This window comes from Halomonas citrativorans (genome assembly GCF_014898005.1).
Taxonomy (GTDB): Bacteria; Pseudomonadota; Gammaproteobacteria; order Pseudomonadales; family Halomonadaceae; genus Vreelandella; species Vreelandella citrativorans.
Map to the genome: position 1 here is coordinate 13,640 of NZ_JABUYX010000001.1, position 16,454 is coordinate 30,093.

The 16,454-nt window shown below is 49.6% G+C and carries 11 protein-coding genes; 10 read left to right on the plus strand and 1 reads right to left on the minus strand.

The features are described 5' to 3' along the window. Positions 1-690: 690 nt before the first annotated feature. From INT20_RS00070 to INT20_RS00105, 8 genes are all read left to right on the plus strand, one after another. Positions 691-1,419: a phosphoribosyltransferase gene (locus tag INT20_RS00070; RefSeq protein ID WP_193056212.1), complete on the plus strand. Its 729-nt coding sequence runs from the start codon at positions 691-693 to the stop codon at positions 1,417-1,419. 649 nt (positions 1,420-2,068) lie between these two features. Then, entirely contained in the window at positions 2,069-3,457 is a 1,389-nt protein-coding gene (locus INT20_RS00075) for an MBL fold metallo-hydrolase RNA specificity domain-containing protein (RefSeq protein ID WP_193056213.1), read from the plus strand. 186 nt (positions 3,458-3,643) lie between these two features. Then, a complete protein-coding gene (locus tag INT20_RS00080; RefSeq protein ID WP_193056214.1) occupies positions 3,644-4,546 on the plus strand; it encodes an ABC transporter ATP-binding protein in 903 nt (300 codons plus the stop codon). A gap of 550 nt (positions 4,547-5,096) precedes the next feature. After that, positions 5,097-5,555 (plus strand): hypothetical protein, encoded by a 459-nt coding sequence (locus INT20_RS00085; protein WP_193056215.1) that lies wholly within the window; start codon positions 5,097-5,099, stop codon positions 5,553-5,555. A gap of 19 nt (positions 5,556-5,574) precedes the next feature. Then, positions 5,575-6,693, plus strand: coding sequence for a non-hydrolyzing UDP-N-acetylglucosamine 2-epimerase (wecB, locus tag INT20_RS00090; RefSeq protein ID WP_193056216.1), 1,119 nt, complete (start codon positions 5,575-5,577; stop codon positions 6,691-6,693). Positions 6,694-6,808: 115 nt separating this feature from the next. Next, a complete protein-coding gene (gene wecC / locus INT20_RS00095; RefSeq protein ID WP_193056217.1) occupies positions 6,809-8,089 on the plus strand; it encodes a UDP-N-acetyl-D-mannosamine dehydrogenase in 1,281 nt (426 codons plus the stop codon). A 68-nt stretch (positions 8,090-8,157) separates the two neighbouring features. Then, a complete protein-coding gene (locus INT20_RS00100) occupies positions 8,158-11,253 on the plus strand; it encodes a glycosyltransferase (RefSeq protein ID WP_193056218.1) in 3,096 nt (1,031 codons plus the stop codon). Further along, positions 11,246-13,414 (plus strand): glycosyltransferase, encoded by a 2,169-nt coding sequence (locus tag INT20_RS00105; RefSeq protein ID WP_193056219.1) that lies wholly within the window; start codon positions 11,246-11,248, stop codon positions 13,412-13,414. Before INT20_RS00100 ends, INT20_RS00105 begins: the two co-directional genes overlap by 8 nt. A gap of 72 nt (positions 13,415-13,486) precedes the next feature. On the opposite strand, the gene INT20_RS00110 is transcribed toward INT20_RS00105, so the two are convergent. Further along, on the minus strand, positions 13,487-13,810 hold the full coding sequence (locus INT20_RS00110) for a transposase (RefSeq protein ID WP_193056220.1): 324 nt from the start codon (positions 13,808-13,810) through the stop codon (positions 13,487-13,489). A 146-nt stretch (positions 13,811-13,956) separates the two neighbouring features. Here INT20_RS00110 and INT20_RS00115 point away from each other — a divergent pair, with 146 nt between their 5' ends. Together INT20_RS00115 and galE are read left to right on the plus strand one after the other, a co-directional pair. Further along, on the plus strand, positions 13,957-15,192 hold the full coding sequence (locus tag INT20_RS00115) for a glycosyltransferase (protein WP_193056221.1): 1,236 nt from the start codon (positions 13,957-13,959) through the stop codon (positions 15,190-15,192). A 28-nt stretch (positions 15,193-15,220) separates the two neighbouring features. Continuing rightward, entirely contained in the window at positions 15,221-16,216 is a 996-nt protein-coding gene (gene galE, locus INT20_RS00120; RefSeq protein ID WP_193056222.1) for a UDP-glucose 4-epimerase GalE, read from the plus strand. Positions 16,217-16,454: the final 238 nt, after the last annotated feature.

Genomic DNA, 16,454 nt, shown 5'->3' on the forward strand with positions numbered 1-16,454 from the left:
GGCGGAACGACGCCCCGGATGTGCCCCAATGCCCAACCCCGGCACCGCTTCGCGGTGCTCCCGCGGGTGCGCTTCGCTTACCACGCGCTACACGTTATCTAACGCTTTGATTATTCAAACGTAGCGCGCGGTAACGCTTTGCGAGGAACGAGCAAAAAGGCACCCGCGAATGGCGGCGGAACGACGCCCCGGATGCGCCCCAATGCCCAACCCCGGCACCGCTTCGCGCTGCTCTCGCGCCGGGCCGCCGCTGCGGGTGCGCTGCGCTTACCACGCGCTACAAGTTATCTAACGCCTTGATTATTCAAATGTAGCGCGCGGTAACGCTTTGCGAGGCACGAGCAAAAGGCACCCGCGAAAGGCGGCGGAACGACGCCCCGGATGCGCCTCAAGGCCCAACCCCGGCACCGCTTCGCGGCGCTCCCGCGGGTGCGCTGCGCTTACCACGCGCTACGAAATATCTATCCGGTTGTGTAGCGCGCGGTAACGCTTTGCGAGGAACGAGCAAAAGGCACCCGCGAAAGGCGGCGGAACGACGCCCCGGATGCGCCACGAATGCCCAACCCGGGCATTACCGAAAATACACGCATCGTGGCACGGGCCAAAATATACACGCTGACTTGGACCGACTAACGCAAATCTCCAAGTAGTACATTGTGTACATAAGGCAACGAACTGTGGGTAAAGACAATGGATAGGGTATACGCCTTCCCGGAAGGGGCTAAGCACTTTCATTGTTTTAACGATGATAATGATATAAAGCAGCATCCGGACTACATAACTGCGAAAGCTGGTAACCCTGATGCTGCGTTACAGCTTGTAGAGGAGTTGGCTCTTGAGTTTCTAGCGTCGCTCAATGGTGAGTTTCCTGAGGATGCTATTTTTGTTTCTCCTTATGCCAAGGAAGCCGCTGGTGATAATGCGATACCACTAATGCTTTCACTTTTATGTGCTGAAGTGTGTGGGGGTACCAGTGAGACAGACATTGTCCAGCTGCAAAGAGTGTTTCATACCGGCGCAGACCCTATGGAAAGGCTAATCTCAAGGCCCTCATTTGAAGGAACTGTGGAGCAGGGTGGAAAATATGTGCTTGTCGATGACGTGACCAGCATGGGGAGCACATTGGCAGAGTTGGCTAATTACCTGTTAATGAACGGCGGAAACGCAATTGGGTCTATACTGCTGGTAAATGCTGGTCGATCAACAAATTTTCGCGCAGTAAAAAAGCATATCCAATTATTGGAGGAGCGCTTTGGTGATGACATCAAAAATATCTTCGGAATACAAACCTCAGCCCTCACCGCCAACGAAGCAAGTTATCTCGTCGGCTTTAGAACCGCTGACGAGATCCGAAATCGATGCGTTAAGGCAGAAAAAGAAACAACTAAGCGGTTATTATCAAAAAATTATTCAAGCTAGGGTCGCTAGTGGGCGCTAAGCGCGCTAGTAGATGTTAGGCACACCTTCGAGTAGCGCGCGGTAACGCTTTGCGAGGCACGAGCAAAAGGCACCCGCGAAAGGCGGCGGAACGACCCCGGATGCGCCACCAATGCCTACCCCGGCACCGCTTCGCGCTGCTCCTGCGGGTGCGCTGGCGCTTACCACGCGCTACAAGTTATCTAACGCTTTGATTATTCAAACGTAGCGCGCGGTAACGCTTGCGAGGAACGAGCAAAAGGCACCCGCGAAAGGCGGCGGAACGACGCCCCGGATGCGCTGCGCTTACCACGCACTACAAGTTATCTAACGCTTTGATTATTCAAATGTAGCGCGCGGTAACGCTTTGCGAGGAACGAGCAAAAAGGCACCCGCGAAAGGCGGCGGAACGACGCCCGGATGCGCCTCAATGCCTACCCCGGCACCGCTTTGCGGTGTTTCCGCGGGTGTGCTGCGCTTACCACACGCTACGAAATATCTACCCTGCTGGTTGTGTAGCGCGCGGTAACGCTTTGCGAGGCACGAGCAAAAGGCACCCGCGAAACGACGCCCCGAATGCGCCACCAAGGCCCACCTCGGCACCGCTACCTGGCTTCGTGAAGCCCCCTAACAACACCAAAAAAGGAGCCACATGCTCGACATTATTCATCACGGTGGCGCAACCGGCGTTACCGGCAGTTGCCACCAGCTCATACTGAATAGCGAACACTCACTACTCATCGACTGCGGCCTCTTTCAAGGTGAAGACGCGGAAGAAGACAGCTTCGAACAGCTCCAAATCGAATTTGATATCAGCACCGTACAGGCGCTTGTCATCACCCACGTACATATCGACCACGTAGGGCGGCTGCCTTATTTGCTGGCAGCCGGGTTCAAAGGCCCCATTATCTGTTCAGAGCCTTCTGCCAAGCTACTGCCTCTGGTCATTGAAGACGCGCTAAAAATTGGCTTTACCCGCAATACACAACTGATCCAACGTTTTCAGGAACAGCTGGAAAAGCAAATTGTTAGCGTGCCTTACAAAACATGGCACCGCATCGTTGAAGATGAAAACGGCACCACCCGCATCAAGCTCAAACGGGCAGGGCACATATTAGGCTCCTGCTACGTTGAAGTAGCGCACCAGGCGGCCAATGGCGAAAAAGAGCGTATCGTCTTCTCCGGCGACTTAGGCGCCCCCCACGCGCCGCTGTTACCCGCGCCTACATCGCCCCACGGCTGCGACCAGCTAGTGCTGGAAAGCACCTACGGCAATCGCACCCACCCGGACCGCCGCCAGCGCCGCGCCGTTTTAAGAAAGGCGATAGAGCAAGCGCTAGCTAACGGCGGCACGGTCATGGTGCCCGCCTTCAGCATTGGCCGCACCCAAGAGCTACTCTACGAGCTGGAAGGCATCATTCATGACGCCAAAAGCAGCCAGTGGAAAAAGCTAGAAATCATTGTCGATTCGCCCCTGGCTGCCCGTTTCACAAAGGTATACCGCGAGCTAAAACCCTACTGGGATGATGAAGCCCAAAAGCGGCTAAAAGGGGGCCGACACCCGCTCAACTTTGCCAGCCTCTACACTGTAGAAAGCCACACCGAACACGAGCAAACGGTTGAGTATTTAGCCAAAACCGGCAGGCCCGCCGTGGTGATAGCCGCCAGCGGCATGTGCGCAGGTGGGCGCATTATGAACTACCTAAAAGCCATGCTAGGTGATGCCCGCCACCAAGTGCTGTTTGTCGGCTATCAAGGCGCAGGCACTCCTGGCCGCGCCATACAGCAATACGGCCAAGGCGGCTGGGTAGAAATCGACGGCCAGCGTATCGACATTAACGCAGGCGTTACCTCCATCAGCGGCTACTCCGCCCACGCCGACCAAAACGACCTGCTAAACTTTGTAAAGCGCATGCGCCGCTGGCCCCACACCATCCGTTTGGTACACGGTGACCAAAACGCCCGCGCAGTGTTGAAAAGCAAGCTAGAAGCAATGTACGAACGAAAGGGCAGGGAAGTGGGAGTTACCAGCTCTTCGTAGCGTGTGGTAACGAATCTCGCGAGGAACGAGCGAATGAGGCACCCGCGGAAGGCGTCGGCACGACGCCCTGATCTCGCCATCGTGCTCACCTTCAGCACTGCTTCAGGTGCTCTTCGAATGTCTTCGCCTCCCCCCCAACACAATCATTGCACTCTGTTTTGAATTACCATCGGTTACCAACACCAAATGATTGAAATCAAAAACCTCTACAAGCGCTACCACAACCACCACGGCAGCGATTGGGTATTAAGAGATATAAACTTGACGATCCCTACCGGGGTAAGCGTAGGGCTTATTGGCGCCAATGGTGCGGGTAAGTCAACGCTATTGCGCCTAATCGCAGGTATGGATACGCCCGAACGCGGTGAAGTCATCCGCCGTAGCCGCGTTTCCTGGCCGGTTGGGCTTTCAGGCGGAATGCAAAATAATATGACAGGCCGCCAAAACGCCAAGTTTGTGGCCCGTGTGCAGGGCAGCAGCCCAAAAGAAGTACAGCGCGTCATTCAGTTTGTTGAAGACTTTGCCGAGATTGGCCCCGCGTTCGATGAACCGATCCGCACCTACTCAACCGGCATGAAATCACGCATCTCGTTTGGGTTATCATTTGCGTTCGATTTTGACGTGTATATTTCCGATGAAGCCACCGCCGTTGGCGACCGCGCCTTTAAAGACAAAGCCAAAAAGCTCTTTCAATCGAAAGTGGGCCAGGCCTCACTTATTATGGTGTCCCACTCGGAAGGCATCCTGAAAGACCTGTGCCAGGCAGGCCTATACCTTAAAAACGGCAGCGCCTACTGGTACGAAGATATTAACGAAGCGATTGCGGTATACCACGCCGATGCTGATGCCAAGAAAAAGGCGGGCGAAAGCGTATTACCTAACGATGTGATTGGCGCAAGGCATCACCTGGCGGAGTGCCATCAAATTTTAAAAGGCGCGCAAGAAACACTAAAAGAGCTGCAAGCAGAGAGCGCACCCGCCGAACAAATCAAGGCCGCAAGGCAAGACGTTAATACGGCAGGGTCTGTAGCCAAAGACGCACGGTTACACTTGGACACGCTTATCGAAACGCAGAGCCAAACTAAATAAGCGGTTTGCATAAGTAGTCATTGCGTAACCGCTGGTCAAAATACATGGAAAAATATGGCAGGTTTCGATCAGTCAGATGTGTCCAGTAGTGTTAGCCACTATTTCCAGCCCTTGTTTACCAGGCTGCAAAAATCGCTTAACGAGGAACTGAACGGCAAAACGATTGCCGTATAGGGCTAGCCTTCAAGCCGAATAAAGGATACGCGCGAAGCCCCTAGCCGCGTATTAATAGGCGCGCTGTGGAAAGCCGATGCCAAGGTAAGCGCATTGTGACCCTATGGCAATGAAAGCAGCGTCGCGATTTTATGGCGATCGTGAAAATTGAAGGTTGTGTGATCGAATGGAAGGCACACTTCTTGGTGTAGGTACATTAGTAATATGTACCAGTGGAAACAGTTTAGGATCACAGACTTAAAGTGGGTTGCCGTTCACCAAAAGACGGTGTGGTTGTCGATGGGTATAACCTGTATCACCCGGAAGACGCAAAAGCAGTTAATTTACGCTATATCTCGGTAGGACGTATTTAAATGGATGATGTGGGAGGGGTGCAGTGACAGCACATGAAGCAGTCCAGGTTATTGAGCGGTCAGCGCTATTTAATGCCGAGTGGTATACAGAGCGTTACCCAGATGTAAAAGCCGCCAATATGAACCCGGCCGAACACTTTTATAAGTACGGCTGGAAAATGATGCGCGATCCGTCCAATCAGTTTTCTACAGCTTCCTATTTAGCTGAATACGGAGATATTAAAAAGGATGGAATGAACCCTCTCCTGCATTATCTTCGTTTCGGTAAAAAAGAAGGCCGTGCTATTTTCTCTAGTAAAGAGGTAGCGGGCAACCATAGTCTAGTAGTACTTAATAATAAAAATGTGCCAGGCACCGGCGGTGCGTTGGCTGATTCAAATAGCCATAAAATTGAAAAGCAGTTAGAAAACACACAGGCGCTACTTGAACACTATTTTAATCGGTGTCAAGAACTTGAATGTCAATCAATGGGTAATCAGTAAGCATTTGAAAGGAATCAGAATGAAAGTTCTTACAGTATTTGGCACACGCCCTGAAGCGATTAAAATGGCCCCCCTGGCGATTCAGTTAGCTGGCGATAAACGCTTTGAGGCGAAAGTATGTGTCACGGCACAGCATCGTGAAATGCTGGATCAAGTGCTGGATCTATTTGAGCTAACGCCAGAATACGACCTGGATATCATGAAGCCAGGCCAGGACTTAAACGATGTAACCTGTGGCATTCTGCAAGGCCTGAAACCCGTACTGGAAGAGTTCAAGCCTGACATTGTGCTGGTACATGGCGATACTGCCACCACGTTTGCCACCACGCTTGCCTGCTATTATCAACAAATCCCCGTAGGGCACGTTGAGGCTGGTCTGCGTACCGGCAATTTGTACTCGCCTTGGCCTGAAGAAGGTAACCGCAAATTGACAGGTGCGCTGGCTGCGGTTCACTTCGCCCCCACCAATACCTCCATGCAAAACCTGTTGGCCGAAGGTATTGACCCGGCAACGATCCATGTAACAGGCAATACGGTGATTGATGCACTTCTGGATATCGTTGAAAAACTGAAAAGTAACGAGGCCTTAACCACTGAGCTTGCTGCTCGCTTCCCCATGCTGGATAGCAGTAAGCGGTTAGTATTGGTGACAGGCCACCGCCGCGAGAGCTTTGGCGGCGGGTTCGAGCGCATTTGCCAAGCGCTTGCTGAAACGGCAAAAGCCCATTCAGATATTCAAATTCTTTATCCAATGCACCTGAATCCCAACGTGCGCGAGCCGGTTAATCGCCTACTGGCGGATGTTAATAACGTCCACCTGATTGAACCTCAAGACTACCTGCCTTTCGTTTACCTAATGAACCGTGCCTCTATTATTTTGACGGACTCCGGCGGTATTCAAGAAGAAGCCCCCTCGTTAGGTAAGCCAGTGCTGGTAATGCGTGATACTACTGAACGGCCAGAAGCGCTTGAAGCAGGTACGGTAAAGCTGGTCGGCACGGATGTAACCCGGATAACAGAAGCGCTGAATACGCTACTCACTGATGAGCAGGCCTACAACGCCATGAGTTACGCCCATAACCCCTATGGCGACGGCAAAGCCTGCCAACGCATCCGCGATGCCCTCGCAAACGCTTAATCATCGTGTAGCGCGTGTTAAGCGAAGCGTACCCGCGAAGGCAGTCCGGCGCAAAGCCAATAAAGCGCGAAGCGGTTTCCGGTATTAGTTTCCTAGTTAAGAGTAAACATACATCATGCAATTCGATACTATCTCCATGATTGGCTTGGGCTACATTGGCCTACCCACCGCCGCTGTTTTTGCCTCACGCAAACAAAACGTGATAGGTGTAGATGTAAACCAGCACGCTGTAGATACCATTAACAGTGGTGAGATTCACATTGTTGAGCCTGAACTGGACATCATCGTTCATGCCGCCGTCACAGAAGGCTATTTACGCGCGACCACCACCCCCGAACCTGCTGATGCGTTCATGGTGGCGGTACCCACGCCATTCCACACCGATAAGAATGGACAGAACCATAAAGCCGACCTTAGCTACATTGAAGCCGCGGCAAAGTCCATTGCCCCCGTTTTAGTAGCAGGTAACCTGGTGGTGCTTGAATCCACCAGCCCCATTGGCGCTACTGAGAAAATGGCCGAGTGGTTGGCTGAGGCACGGCCCGACCTCACTTTTCCGCAGACCCATGGCGAAGCTTCCGACATTCGCATTGCGCACTGCCCCGAGCGTGTACTGCCTGGCCACGTGATTCGTGAACTGGTTGAAAACGACCGCGTGATTGGCGGCATGACACCCAAGTGCGCTGACGTAGCCTGCAAGCTTTACAAATTAGTCGTAGAGGGTGAGTGCGTAACCACCACTGCCCGCACTGCTGAAATGGCGAAACTCACCGAAAACAGCTTTCGTGATGTGAACATTGCGTTTGCCAACGAGCTTTCGACTATCTGCCACGAGTTGGATATCAATGTATGGGAATTGATTGCGCTAGCTAACCGCCACCCGCGGGTTAACATTCTTACCCCAGGGGCAGGCGTAGGCGGCCACTGCATAGCGGTAGACCCTTGGTTTATTGTGGACTCATGCCCGGAGCAAGCCAAAATTATACGTGCTGCCCGTGAAGTGAATGATGCCAAACCGCAGTGGGTGCTAGGCCGTGTGAAAGAAGGGCTTGAGTACTACCATCAGCAACATCCGGATGCCAAACGTAGTGATCTAACCGTTGCCTGCTTGGGCATTTCCTTCAAGCCAGATATCGATGACTTGCGCGAAAGCCCTGCGTTGAATATTACCCAACAGGTTGCCCAGTTAGGTTGCCGTCTGCAAGTGGTGGAACCAAACATAGACGTATTACCTCAGGGCCTTCAGCACGCCAACGTAGAGTTAAAGACACTGGAAGAAGCGCTAACCCAAGCGGACGTAGTATGTGTACTGGTTAAGCATAAGCCGTTCATCGAGCAAGCGGATAGCGTGCGCGCTAAAGAGACCGTTATTGATGCGGTTGGCCTGCTTGGTTGAATAGTAAGTGCGCGCTCACCCAGCGCCTCTTATACCTTGCCATTTACCCTCTACTTTTCCGGATTTTCATGGACGCATTGCTGAAACACGCCACTCAACTTGCAAATCAAAAAGCCCAAACGATTGATCTACCCATTCAAAGGCGAATAGCCTATGTGGTCAGCCATGGGCAAAGCTATGCAAGCAATGGTTATGCAATTAGAACGCAAGGAATTGCGCACGCCCTCAACCAGCATGGCTTTGAAACATTATGTTTTGTCAGGCCAGGCAGACCATGGGAGCTGGGTGCCGATCACAAGAGCACTCGCCCGGAAGTAAGCGTTAACGGGGTTCGTTATATTCATCGCCGCTGGCTGGCAGGCGAAAAGCCTAAAAACGAAATAGAACATCTAGAAAAAAGCGTTGAATACTTCATTGAGCTTTTCAAGGTCTACCGCCCTAGTGGGGTGCTGGCGGCCTCTAACGCTATCGTGGGTTTGCCTGCCTGGGTTGCCGCTAAACGGCTAGGCCTGCCTTTTTATAATGAAGTTCGCGGGTTCTGGGAGCTTTCCCGAGATGCCCGTGAGCCAGGCTATAAAAATACGGAAGCCTTCAAGGTTGAAGCCGAGCGCGATACCTTTGTAGCTAAGCAAGCGCAAGCGGTATTTACCCTTAATCAGCCTATGAAAGAAGAGCTGGTAAAACGTGGTGTGAAAGCGGCAAACATTGCCCTTGTGCCTAACGGGGTAAGCAAGTTACCCGAAATAAAACCAGTCGACTCGGTGTTAAAGAAAAAACTGGGCATCGAACACGGCGACAAGGTAGTGGGCTACGTGGGAAGTTTTAATGCCTACGAAGGCCTCGATGTACTGTTAAAAGCCTGCGCTGAGCTTGTACATCAGGGCGAAAAAATCAAATTATTATTGGTAGGTGACGACCAACCAGTAACAGACGCGGTTGGTAACCAACGAACGCTTTCAACTGCTGCAGAGGATGCCTCTTGGTTAATTCAAGTGGGGCGTGTACCGCATGAGCGCGTGACGGACTATTACGCGCTGATTGATACCATTGTGATACCGCGTAAGCGTTTGCCTGTGTGCGAACTGGTGTCGCCGATGAAGGCTGCCGAAGCATTGGCTTATGGCAAGCGACTGGTGGTTTCGAACGTGGCACCGTTGGCCAAGCATGCTGACAAGTACGAAGGTGTAGTGAGCTTTACCGCTGGAAATGCCGCAAGCTTGGCTCAAGCCTTTCAGGCCTCAGTGAAGTTGCCGACGCCCAAGCCGAGTACTGAGCTGCTGTTCTCCACGCATACCGAGCCGATGGTCAAGGCGCTGAAGGGAGAGGGGAGCGAACCTGCTGCCCAGCCTATGGCAACACCGAAAACGGCGCAAGCTGGTGAAACAGTCCATATTGCACTTAAACAACTGACCCTCAACGGTGATAGTAAGAAGACCGTCGAGGGTGTCATCAAGGTGCCAGTGCCAGGGGCAACCCTAGAGCTCTCAGCGGCGGTGGTATATCGGCTCAAGAGTGCCGCTACGTCCCGCAAGGCGGTGCTGCTGTTTGACTTCCTAGACAGGCAGGGCAACAAGGTAGCGACCATTCCGGGGGTCGGGGTGGCCGCTGTTTTTAAACAGCATTTCCGCTACCTGAATGCTAACAGCAAAAGCGTGGATGCCAAGCTGCAGGAAGTGTTCAAGTTGAAGCTGCCAGAAGCGGTGGCTAGGGTCTCAGTCTCAGTGGCTGGCCTGGGCATTACCGATGAGGAGCAGGTCGAGCTTAGTATTCAGGGCCGCTGCTATAGTGAGGAAGCGATAAGGAAGAAGAAAGAACAAGAGCTAAAGCAGCAAACATTACCCAAGCCCGCAGTACATGATCCAAACAAAAAGATCCGTACCTCCGAGCTGAATGTTGTGTGTATCTTGGACGAACTGACGTCAGAATGTCTTTCTCATGAAGTTAACATGATTAAGATCACCCGTGAGGAATGGCAAGAGCAGCTCGAAAAAGTCACGCCTGACTTTCTTCTTGTAGAAAGTTGCTGGCGGGGGAATGACAATAACTGGGGCACCCTGACGAAAGGCAGTGGTGGGGGGAGAAAACTCGGTGGGTTGCTACGCTACTGTAAGGAGCAAGGCATTCCAACTGTTTTCTGGAATAAGGAAGATCCGCCTCACTATGATAAATTCGGAGCTGTAGCAGCTCTGTTCGATGTGACAATAACCACCGACATCAACATGGTGCCAAACTATAAGAAGGATTTTGGTATCACTGCTCACGCGCTTTCTTTTGCAGCACAACCTAAAATCCACAACCCTGCTCTTGGTGTCGTCAGGTTAAATAAAGCTGTCTTTGCCGGCTCCTATTATTCGGAGCGGGAGGATCGGTGCAATGGCTTCCATGACATAGTGGCGGATTTGGAAGCGGTAGGCGTTGGTTATGATATCTACGACCGGAATCACATGTCTGGAATTGTGCGTTTCCAATATCCAGATAGATATGCTGCTAACATCATAGGAAAGCTACCCCCCGAAGAGCTATGGAAAGTTAATAACGGGTATAAGTACCAAATCAACCTCAACTCGGTTACTGACTCTTCTACCATGTTTGCCCGTCGCGTCTACGAATCGCTTGCATCTGGGACGCCTGTGATAAGCAATGCCTCGAAAGGCGTAAGCGAGCTCTTTGGTGATTTGGTGATTATGAATGATTCAAGTGGAACCATCGCTGATAAGGTTAGAGAGTTAGAAAGTAGCAAGGAGAAATATAATAGTTTGGCTAAGGAAGGTGTGCGTAGGATCATGCGTGAGCATACGTATAGCCACCGGATAAAAGAGATCTGTGACCTGATTGGTGTTGATGTTGCCTTAGACCAGCCTGAGATAACGGCAATAGCTATAGCCAACAACTCTAGTGATGTTGGTAAAGCCAAATCCATTTTTTGGAATCAAACCTATCCTAATAAAAAACTCTTCATAAGTCTGGAGAAATTTACAGGCGCACATGTGTTCCTGAATCAAAGTGATAGTCAGGTAAGCTATGCAATGGCCTTGGGTAGAGACTTTTATGATAGAGATGAAAGCTTTTACCTAAGTGAAAGGGTTGTGCGGCTTGATCTTAGTGAAAATGTAAGTAGTGAATATTTAGAAGACGCAGTGTATTGGGGTGACTCTGATGACTAAGAAGGCATTAATTATTTCCTGGCACTTTCCACCTTACAAAAGTTCATCAGGGTTCAATCTTTTTAAGCGTTTTAAAGACTCTGGATATGAGTACGATGTAATTCAGAGAGAGAGGGAGGGAGCTCAAGACAACCTCTCCATGTTCCGTTACGCAACAGCTAAAATCAGCCGCTATGAGATAAGTGTTCCAACAGAAGATCCAAGGGATCTTGCTAACAGGGAAATGTTTATTGAAAAGGCAATTGAGTTTATAGACTTGCTGCTAAAAGAAAATCATTATCAGGTTGTCATATCGCATTCGCACGAAATTGTATCTCACCTGGCAGCATTAGCCGTCAAAAGAAAATATCCGTCACTTCCATGGATTGCGTCTTTTGGCGATCCAATAGGTGAAAACCCCTTTAATGCCTCTTATCAGTTTCCTCTTTTAGAGGAAGATGCACGCTCCGAGGCGGAAGTTCTCCGAACCGCAGACAAAGTGGTTGTGACAAACCCCTATCAAAAAGAGCTCGTGCTAAGTTCATTAAACGAGAAGGTAGATCCTGATAAGTTTTTTATTCTTCCTCACTGTTACGAACCCAGAATGTATCGAGGAGTGAAGGAAGAAAAGAAAGGTAATGTGTTTCGGTTCCTGCATGTTGGGATGCTCTACAAACACAAGAGAACATCTGAGCCCTTCGTATTAGCCGCACGAAGGTTAATTAAGAGGCATCCGAAATTAAAGGGTAAGTTTACTGTCGAGTTTTTCGGTGCCAACGATCCGTTTATTCAAGACGCTGTAAAAAAAGACTTGAGCGGTGTCGTGTCTTATCAAGGAAGTGTTGGTTATCTTGATAGCCTTGCGCTAATGGTTGAAGCAGACTGCTTATTGCTGCGTGATGCAGATTTTTCTGATCAAGGGCTTTCTTACACGCCTTTTTATCCAGGGAAGCTGGCAGACTACCTTGGAGCTGGCACGCCAGTACTTGCTGTGACCATGGAGCGCGGATGTGTTCCAGATATGTTTGATCAGCTTGGGTACCCTTATCGCACCGAGCAAGACATCGAGGGGATTGCAGATGAAATGTACAAGGCAATCACCCAAGGTATCAGCGTGAACACTGTTGAAGCTCAGGAATACGCATGTGAGCATGTTGGGAAGCTTGCAGCTCAGCTTATAGACAATATTTCACCAAAGAAAACTATCCTCTTTGCTGGGCATGACCTGAAGTTTCTGCAGGATGTCATTAGCTACTACCAAGCTGATCCCAGTTTTGAGGTGCTCATAGATCAGTGGAGAAATCATACGGATCATGATGAAAACTGGAGCCGAGAGTGCTTGGATAAATCTGACATCATTTTTTGTGAATGGGGCTTGGGTAATATCCAGTGGTACGCCAACCGAAAAAAAAATGGTCAGCGCTTACTGGTAAGAATGCACCTTCAGGAGAATCAGCGCCCTGAATTTCTTCGTAACGCCAATATCGATAACATCGACTACTTTATCTTCATTGCCCCTTATCGATACGAAGAATTTGTGGCGATGCACGATATACCCCGGCATAAAGCGAAAATGATTTTCAACACTGTTGATGTTGAAAAATTCAATCGAGAAAAACTACCGGAAGCAAAGTTTACATTGGGCTTTATCGGAATGGTGCCGTGGCGTAAACGGTTTGATCGTGCGCTGGATATTTTTGAGAAGCTTTGGAAGGAAGACAATCGTTACGTCTTGCGCGTGAAAGGAAAGCGCCCAGAAGACTACCCGTGGATGTTGAGCAAGAGCAGAAAAGATGAAATGGCGCAATATGATGCGCTGTACAGGCGCATAGAGGAAGCGCCATGGAGGGAGAGTGTGATCTACGATGGTCATGGCAACGATATGCCTGAGTGGTTCCAGAAAGTAGGATATATACTTTCTACTAGTGATTTTGAGGGTAGTCACCAAGCAGTTGCAGAAGGAATGGCTGCAAGCTCCATTCCTATTATTTATGACTGGGATGGCGCAGATACGGTTTACCCAGGAAGGCTTGTTTATAAAGATATTAGTGAAATCATGAAGCAGGTCACGGAAAGTGAGTTTGATAACCGTTCAATAAGGCAGTATGGAAGAGAAAATTTTTCTTCTGTGAGAAATGTTACCCAGCTTAGAAGGTTTTGTGAATCTAGAAAAGAAGGATAACATGGTGTCTGCTGGCTCAGCAGTGCAATAGAGGGTATGTATGATCAGGCCGCCCATGGAGGTTATCCTCTGCTAATTGATTGCCCAAAAGTAATCGAATATTCTACCGTATCCCCTGCGCACTTTTGTGGCCGCTTCGCAGATACTGTTAAATGAACCATAGGCTGTTAGCGGCAGCCGCCGGTACTTAATCTCACACCACAGGATTTCAATCAGATTCAGTTCAGGCGAGTAAGGTGACTGGTAAATCAAATAGGCGCCATGTGCCATCCAATCGACAATCCTACATCTGAATACCTTGGAGCAATGCATGCTGGCATTGTCCAGGATAATGACTGCATACGTATCCGGGTCCTTTTTCGCTACGGTTATACGTAAGTCAGTTTTGTCACGCAAACCTTTTAAAATATTAAATCAAACGGAGTGCGACAAATGAAAAATAAAATATGAATAGTGACTGAGTTTTGTGTTTCTCGGATCAAACTGCGCTGGCGAAGTTCGACAGTCATTCTGAATTTTTTATTAGATAAGTAGAGGTGGATATGTATTTTGTAGGAGTGACTAGGTTTAGCCTATTCTTACCGGGAAGCGGAGCTTGGCTTTTGTCGAAAACTTCTGAAGATGATTATGTCAAGAGCTTATTTTCCGACGAGAGACTTTCCACAAGGTTTAATATTTTTTTTAAAAAAGCAGTCCCTATTTATCAAAAGATGGCTGAAAAGTATGATTATAATCATGTGATACAATACTCAAGCCTAATGCCTGAAAAATGGAAGGTAAGACTTTTTGAAGAGTCGAGAAAGTATGACTTTATTATATTGAGTGAGTCTGGTAAAGAGTTGCAGCCCATACCGATTTTAGAGATATTAAAAGACAGGCCTGCAGGTTCATTAGCCCTTTTTAGAGTTGATGATGATGATATTTTACCTTCCTCTTATTTGGACAATCTCTCTAGATATAATAACGAAAACTTTGAGGGGATGATTATTTCATTTGGGAGAGGCTTGGCTGCTTCTTACTACTCTGGTGGTTTTATAGACTTTAGAGAATGTCATAGAAGGTTTTTGGCGCTAGGGATGGCGTTTGTTGGTAGGTATTCTGAAGGGAGTTACTGGCTTCCTAAAATTGGTAACCATGAGCTTGTTGATAAACACTCTCCCGTTGTTGTTGACTCTAGAGAGCTGATGTTTGTATGGACGCATCACAATGGGCAGGATACAAAAACAAAGACTTTTCATGCTAAAAACAGTGTGAGTTATAAAAGTTTTTTAAACGACTACCCACCTCTTTCAGCTAAGCCTAGGGAGTCAGGTTTTTTCACTCTTGATAATGAAATTATTGAGGATGTGAAGAGTGCTAACGCACCAATCGATATGAGTGATGAGGTGTTTTCCCGCGACTCCTCTTCATTCTTTTCTTCTCAGCCCTCATCGAGACATATCAAGTATCAGGTAGAGTACGAAATCGAAGAGGTCGAGGAGAATGGTTTGTTTATAACTGACTCACTGGATAGTGAGAAAAGACAGAGAGCATTCCTTTTGTCTTTTTGTTTCTCTGATAGTCAAGATAAGATTTTTGGTCTAACTCTTTCTAAGAATAAGGATATAGGATGGTACAAGTACCTGAATATTGAGCGTGGAGTTTCTAGGGGAGAGTTTTCATTTGCTTTGGAGGTACCTTCGGCTGTTGTAAAAGCGAGCTTAGTTAGAAGATTTGCTAAAATCGGTAATTTCAAAATAATTAAACTGAAGATAACTTCCTTAGGTAGCTGTCTTTAATGTTCTGGCTTTAGATCTTGGTGTATAAGTGGAAATATTGATAATTGGTGGTGCAGGATATATCGGCTCACACATGGTTAAACAGCTCTCTCGCGCTGGCCACTCGGTGGTTGTGCTTGACAACCTCACTACCGGATTTCGCGAGCTGGCCTGTCATGGCGAGCTGGTGGTGGGAGATTTGGCAGATACTGCGCTGCTGGAAAGGGTATTTGCCGAGCATCGCTTCGACGGCGTGATGCACTTCGCCGCGGCGAGCCTAGTGGGTGAGTCCATGCAGGATCCGGGCAAGTACTATCGCAACAACGTGGCCAATACCCTCAGCCTGCTGGAGGTGATGGTACGTCACGACGTGAAGCACTTTATCTTTTCCTCGACCGCGGCGACCTTCGGTGAGCCAGATTATGCACCTATTGATGAGGCTCATCCCCAGCGACCTATTAACCCCTACGGCGCCAGCAAGCTGATGGTGGAGCGCCTGCTGCAGGACTTCCACGCGGCTCACGGTCTTAACTCGGTATGCCTACGCTACTTCAATGCCTGCGGGGCAGACCCGGAGGGCGAACTTGGCGAGTGCCACGACCCGGAAACCCACCTGATTCCGCTGATCCTGCAGGCGGCCTCAGGCCGGCGCGAGTCGATTACCGTCTTCGGCCGCGACTATACCACAGCAGATGGCACCTGCATTCGCGACTATATCCACATCGAGGATCTGTGCGGCGCCCATGCCTTGGCACTGGGAGCCCTGGTGCAGGGTGAAAAGCAGGGGGCGTTGGCCTATAACCTGGGCAATGGCCAGGGCTATTCGGTACAGCAGGTGATCGAAGCGGTGGAGCGCGTGGTGGCCGAGGACGGCTGCGCGCTGAGAGTGGAAGAAGGCGAGCGACGCCCCGGTGATCCGGCTCAACTGGTCGCCGATGCCACTCTGGCCCGCCACGAGCTTTGCTGGCAGCCGCAGTATGCAGATATTGAGACCATCATCCGCCACGCCTGGGCGTGGGAGAAGAAGTTGGCTGCATGCATTTAAATACTAAAAAATTCTTCAAGCGTTTTTCGGTTTGTTGATAATTCAGGCAGCCTATCAGTCAATATTTATTGACCTTGCCAGAAATCAGCGTCGCTAACCTTTGATCAGAATTATTTGAGCCCGAAGTTTAAGCACTGAACGGAAATTTTCTTTGAAAAGGTTACACTTGCTAACTCGGCGACTTAATGCACCAAATTTTTCTTTTTCGAGAAAGCTTGAATTCCAGGGCGATTACGAC

Excerpts from the sequence above, each read along its gene's own strand:
- INT20_RS00080 (WP_193056214.1), top strand. The coding sequence starts at position 3,644 with ATGATTGAAATCAAAAACCTCTACAAGCGCTACCACAACCACCACGGC.
- wecB (WP_193056216.1), top strand. The coding sequence starts at position 5,575 with ATGAAAGTTCTTACAGTATTTGGCACACGCCCTGAAGCGATTAAAATG.
- wecC (WP_193056217.1), top strand. The coding sequence starts at position 6,809 with ATGCAATTCGATACTATCTCCATGATTGGCTTGGGCTACATTGGCCTA.
- INT20_RS00105 (WP_193056219.1), top strand. The coding sequence starts at position 11,246 with ATGACTAAGAAGGCATTAATTATTTCCTGGCACTTTCCACCTTACAAA.
- INT20_RS00075 (WP_193056213.1), top strand. The coding sequence starts at position 2,069 with ATGCTCGACATTATTCATCACGGTGGCGCAACCGGCGTTACCGGCAGT.
- INT20_RS00070 (WP_193056212.1), top strand. The coding sequence starts at position 691 with ATGGATAGGGTATACGCCTTCCCGGAAGGGGCTAAGCACTTTCATTGT.
- INT20_RS00100 (WP_193056218.1), top strand. The coding sequence starts at position 8,158 with ATGGACGCATTGCTGAAACACGCCACTCAACTTGCAAATCAAAAAGCC.
- INT20_RS00115 (WP_193056221.1), top strand. The coding sequence starts at position 13,957 with ATGTATTTTGTAGGAGTGACTAGGTTTAGCCTATTCTTACCGGGAAGC.